This is a genomic window from Umezakia ovalisporum Ak1311, from assembly GCF_029891685.1.
Taxonomy (GTDB): domain Bacteria; phylum Cyanobacteriota; class Cyanobacteriia; order Cyanobacteriales; family Nostocaceae; genus Umezakia; species Umezakia ovalisporum.
This window is the reverse complement of record NZ_JANQDJ010000004.1, coordinates 1-4,967: the sequence shown is the minus strand read 5'-3', so window position 1 is coordinate 4,967 and position 4,967 is coordinate 1. Positions and strand designations below refer to the sequence as shown.

At 39.9% G+C, this 4,967-nt stretch carries 6 protein-coding genes; 4 read left to right on the top strand and 2 right to left on the bottom strand.

All coding sequences use genetic code 11. The annotated features are described in order from the left end of the window. Positions 1-723: 723 nt before the first annotated feature. The 4 genes from NWP25_RS00500 to NWP25_RS00485 all read left to right on the top strand — a co-directional run bounded on the left by NWP25_RS00500 (position 724) and on the right by NWP25_RS00485 (position 3,918). On the top strand, positions 724-1,473 hold the full coding sequence (locus NWP25_RS00500) for a sucrose-phosphate phosphatase (RefSeq protein ID WP_280698647.1): 750 nt from the start codon (positions 724-726) through the stop codon (positions 1,471-1,473). After that, entirely contained in the window at positions 1,470-2,117 is a 648-nt protein-coding gene (gene ruvA, locus NWP25_RS00495; RefSeq protein ID WP_280650146.1) for a Holliday junction branch migration protein RuvA, read from the top strand. The genes NWP25_RS00500 and ruvA overlap by 4 nt, the downstream gene beginning before the upstream one ends. 68 nt (positions 2,118-2,185) lie before the next feature. Then, positions 2,186-3,370: an 8-amino-7-oxononanoate synthase gene (gene bioF, locus NWP25_RS00490; RefSeq protein WP_280650147.1), complete on the top strand. Its 1,185-nt coding sequence runs from the start codon at positions 2,186-2,188 to the stop codon at positions 3,368-3,370. Beyond that, positions 3,367-3,918: a DOMON-like domain-containing protein gene (locus tag NWP25_RS00485; protein ID WP_280650148.1), complete on the top strand. Its 552-nt coding sequence runs from the start codon at positions 3,367-3,369 to the stop codon at positions 3,916-3,918. Before bioF ends, NWP25_RS00485 begins: the two co-directional genes overlap by 4 nt. 183 nt (positions 3,919-4,101) lie before the next feature. On the opposite strand, the gene NWP25_RS00480 is transcribed toward NWP25_RS00485, so the two are convergent. Further along, positions 4,102-4,710 (bottom strand): IS630 family transposase, encoded by a 609-nt coding sequence (locus tag NWP25_RS00480; RefSeq protein WP_280698646.1) that lies wholly within the window; start codon positions 4,708-4,710, stop codon positions 4,102-4,104. Then, positions 4,662-4,967: helix-turn-helix domain-containing protein (locus tag NWP25_RS00475; protein WP_390904306.1), on the bottom strand; the 306-nt coding region annotated here is incomplete at its 5' end. The genes NWP25_RS00480 and NWP25_RS00475, both read right to left, overlap by 49 nt.

Sequence of the window (4,967 nt, the reverse complement as noted above, 5' to 3'; positions counted from 1 at the left end):
TGGTTGCTGTTTCACCTTGGTTGGTGACTGTCCAAGAAACCTCATAGGTTTCCCCCCAAGTTACCTCTGTGGGAATTGTCAGGGAACTAATTACTAAGTTGGGTTGGTTGGAAGCACTAGTTACCATATATAAATATCCTTTTCCTCAAATATATGTGAGCTAAAAAAGTCAAGGGTTTGCGCTATTGCTTAGGTTAAAAATGTGAATTTAATCAGTTACTATACCGGGGCTGCTTTTGTTGCGGGCTATGGTGCCGAGTTTAGTACCTAAGACAATGAATGGCAGCATTTTCTATCACGGGAGATGTCCAAATTAGGACGAGAAGAAAATACTTTGCTATTTTGTGAAATTGCTCAGGTAATTATTAACCACCACTATAACCTATGGTAATCATGAAGCATTGGCAGAAATGTGGAAATTAAGTAAATTTTCTTAAATAAAACCCTGGAAATATAAAAATAGGAACTAGAGGAAATTAACTACCGGGAGGTAGCCCTTAAATTCTATTTAGGGAGGTTAGCCACCCTGGGGTAGTTGAGAGTCTTGGCTAAAATTGTCCAGAATTTTTGTCCTAGCTTGCATTAATAAGAATACATGAGAGCCAAAATCTGGTAAATTAACTCGGAATGGATTGTCAGGAACTGGTATTTATAATTGCTGTTAGTGAAGATTTTCAATTGTTAAATATTTCTGCAACTACTAATTTGGGAGACATCAAAATCATGAAACCATTTCTGTTTGTTACTGATTTAGATCACACCTTTGTGGGTAATGACGCAGCTCTCATAGAACTCAGCCAAAAGCTGAAGCAACATCGGGAAGAATACGGCACTAAAATTGTTTATGCTACTGGGCGATCGCCTATTCTCTACCGCCAACTCCAGGAAGAAAAAAATCTCATGGGACCGGATGCTTTAGTTCTTTCTGTGGGTACGGAAATTTATCTTGATGGTAACGATAGCGCCGATGCGGGTTGGTCAGAAATCCTCTCTGGTGGGTGGGATAGAGAATTAGTGTTACAAGTTGCTCAGTGTTTTCCTGAGTTGGTGCTGCAACCAGATTCAGAACAACGTGGTTTTAAAGTTAGTTTTTTCTTGGATAAAAAACTAGCAGATGATGTTATACCACAACTAGAGGCAGAATTGCTGAGATGTGAATTAGATATAAAATTAATTTATAGTAGCGGCATTGACCTTGACATTGTGCCTCGTACCAGCGATAAAGGTCAGGCGATGCAGTTCCTCCGTCAAAAGTGGAACTTTGCAGCAAAACAAACAGTTGTGTGCGGTGATTCAGGTAATGATATTGCTTTATTTGCTGTAGGGGAGGAACGAGGAATTATAGTGGGGAATGCGCGTCCAGAACTACTTCAGTGGCACAAGGAGTATCCCAGTAACTATCGTTACCTCGCCCAAGCTGTTTGTGCTGGTGGAATTCTCGAAGGTTTAAAATATTTTGGTTTCATAGAATGATTAGCTATCTCAAAGGGATTGTTGCCGGTATTCAAACAATAGGCGGGAGTCGTGTGATGTTGACTCTCGAAGTTAATGGCTTGGGGTATGATTTGCAAATTCCCCAAGGTTTGGCACAGCAGTTACCAGATTCGGGAGGAGGGACACAAATTTTTACCCATCTGCAAATTCGGGATGAAGTACCGTTTCTATACGGTTTTGCTTCCCCAGTAGAACGTGATTTGTTCCGCTACTTCCTCGGTGTTAGCGGGATTGGCCCTGCATTAGCCATCGCCTTATTAGACACCTTGGAATTACCAGATTTAGTCCAGGGGATTATCAGTGGGAACACCCAAATTTTAATTCAAGCTCCCGGTGTGGGTAAAAAAACCGCAGAGCGTATTTGTTTGGAACTAAAAAGTAAGTTAGTTGAGTGGCGCAAATCAGCAGGGTTTTTTGTGGCTACAGGCGGACCTGCTCCAGGGATTTTAGAAGAAGTGCAAATGACTCTTTTCGCTTTGGGATATACTGCTAATGAAGTTAGTCAAGCCTTACACGTAGTTAGTGAAGAAATTGGATTACCAAAAGACGCTTACGTGGAAGATTGGATTAAACAAGCGATCGCTTACCTGAGCAGTAGTGAATTCCTAGTTGGTAATTCGTAATTGGTAATTGTCTGAGTTTTCAGGTTTGCATCTATTAATTAATTATCTAGTTATCATTCATTTCTCCTATGCCCCAAGACCCCTACAGTTGGATAGAAGCATCTTTAGCAACTATTCACCGCGCCAACTGGTATCGCTCAGTACAAACTATCGATACTCGCCCAGGGGCAACAGTGCTTTTGGGGGGGGAAGAAGTAATTAATTTTGCCAGTAATGACTATTTGGGATTGGCTAGTGATGAACGCTTGATACAAGCAGCAATTACTGCTGTGCAAAAGTGGGGTACTGGTAGTACTGGTTCTCGATTACTTAGTGGACATAGAAAATTACATAGGGAATTGGAACAGGCCATAGCCTCCTGGAAACAAACAGAAGATGCACTAGTATTTAGTTCAGGATATTTAGCCAATTTGGGGGCGATGGCGGCTTTGGTAGGTAAGCGTGATTTAATTTTATCCGACCAGTACAATCATTCCAGTTTGAAAAATGGGGCAATTCTTAGTGGCGCGGAGTTGATTTCATATCCCCATTGTGATGTCGGCACATTAAAAACTTTGTTGAGTGACCATCGTTCAGAATATCGCCGTTGTTTGATAATTACTGATGGTGTCTTCAGTATGGATGGTGATTTATGTCCTTTGCCACAACTATTAAGTATAGCTGATGAATTTAGCTGTATGCTGCTCATAGATGAAGCACATGGTACTGCAGTACTGGGAAAAACTGGTGCTGGGTGTGTGGAACATTTTGAATGCACGGGCCAAACTATCATTCAAATTGGCACATTGAGTAAAGCCTTGGGGAGTTTGGGTGGCTATGTAGCAGGAAGCGCCAACCTAATTGATTATTTACGTAATCGCGCCCCTAGTTGGATTTATACCACTGCACTTTCACCCGCAGACACGGCGGCGGCTTTAGCAGCAGTTGAGATAGTGAAACAAGAACCGCAACGTCTTGTACAACTGTGGCGTAATGTGGATTACTTAAAAAAATTAATTCGAGAACAATTGCCCCTCCTGAAATTATTACCCACAGAATCATCTATACTATGTTTGCAGTTATCCAGTGCAGCACAAGCACTCAAAGTAGGTAAAAAACTCAGAAGTAACGGCATTTTTGCCCCAGCTATTCGTCCTCCCACAGTTCCCACAAGTCGGATACGCATATCTGTGATGGCTACTCACGAAGCAGCACATATTGAAAAGTTGGTATCAGTTCTCAGCGAAATTTGCTCCGGGGATGACATTACATGACAAATCAGACATTTGCGCTAAAACCATTTGTTGCTGGGGAATCTTTACCCAATGTGCAAATTACAGGTAGTATCGCCCGATATGCAAATCAACTTAGCCTGCGCTACCAAATTCTAGGTGACTTAAAGCCAGTGATAATTCCCCGGTTATCAGATACACGAGGGCGAAAGGATGAACTGTGGGAAAATACTTGCTTTGAGTTTTTTCTGGGAATTGTAGATTCTACAGAGTATTGGGAGTTCAACCTTTCCCCCGCCGGACATTGGAATGTTTATCATTTTGATGGGTATCGTCGAGGAATGCAAGAGGAAACAGCTTTTGAGTTCTTACCGTTTAGTATCGAGGAGCAATCCCATAGTCTCACAGTAATTTTGGATGTTGATTTGGGTAAAATAATTGCGGACAATCAGGTAATTGACGTGGGAATCACTAGTGTGATTCTATGTGTAGATAATCAACTTAGTTACTGGGCATTAACTCATGAGGGAGGAGAAGCAGATTTTCATCTACGAGATAGTTTTATTATTCAATTGTCAAAGGTGTCTTAATGGCAAATCAGCTGCTAGTTGTGCCTATGATATAGCTTTTATTAGTCTAGTGAGGTACAGTAACAACAATGGGTAAACCAATTATAAATATCCTCTAATGGTTGACTTTTGATTGTCCTAGTTGTGCGTTGGTGATACAAAATTTGAGCAATTAATGACTCTATTCTTAATAGACAATGAACTTTATCTGGGTAAAACGCAAAAATTGTAAATTTTTATTGCAGGATTCAACACTTCTGCCTCTAATGAGATTTGACTAAAAGCAGTTTTAATTGCTTTTGCTAAGTCTGGATAACTTCTAGCACCGAGAGAACGTAGTAGATTTTTAATTTTTGACCAACAATTCTCTATGGGGGAAAAATCAGGAGAATATGGAGGCAAATAAATCAATTTAGCTCCAACAGATTCGATTAATTTTTCAATCTCTTTACTTTTATGAATTGAACAATTATCCATGCTTACATAAGCACCTTTCCACAGATTTGTAACTAATTTTTGAGAAATATAAGCCTCAAAAGTCAGTCCATCAGTTGCACCTAAAATACTGTATTGACTAATCACACCTTTGAGAGCAATTGCACCAATTATAGAGACATTTTGGCAAGGTTTTTGACATCGTGAACCATGGGCTCTTTTACCTTTTTTAGCACGAGATGAGTGTCTTATTAAAGATAGATTAGCTCCCAATTCATCAAGAAATATAAGGTCTTCAGCAGGTATGCTCTGAAGCTGACGCCAGAATTCTACTCTTGATAATTGAACTCTTTCAGTGTCTTTTTCCGAGGCGTGCAATGTTTTTTTAGGGTAATTTCCATCTTCTGTAACATCCGGTTTACTGTAGATATACCAATTGTTACTCCTGTTCTTTCTTGAAGAATTAAGCGAATTTCTCCCAATGTGGCATCATTATTGGCTTCAACTATTTCTTGGAGAATATTAAGTTGTTCAGAATTGAGCTTTGTAGGAGTTTGTTTTATCCTCAATTTAGGAGCAATGCTTTGTGTTTCTTTATATTGCTTTAGTAATTTCTCCACAAAACTTAAACTTAC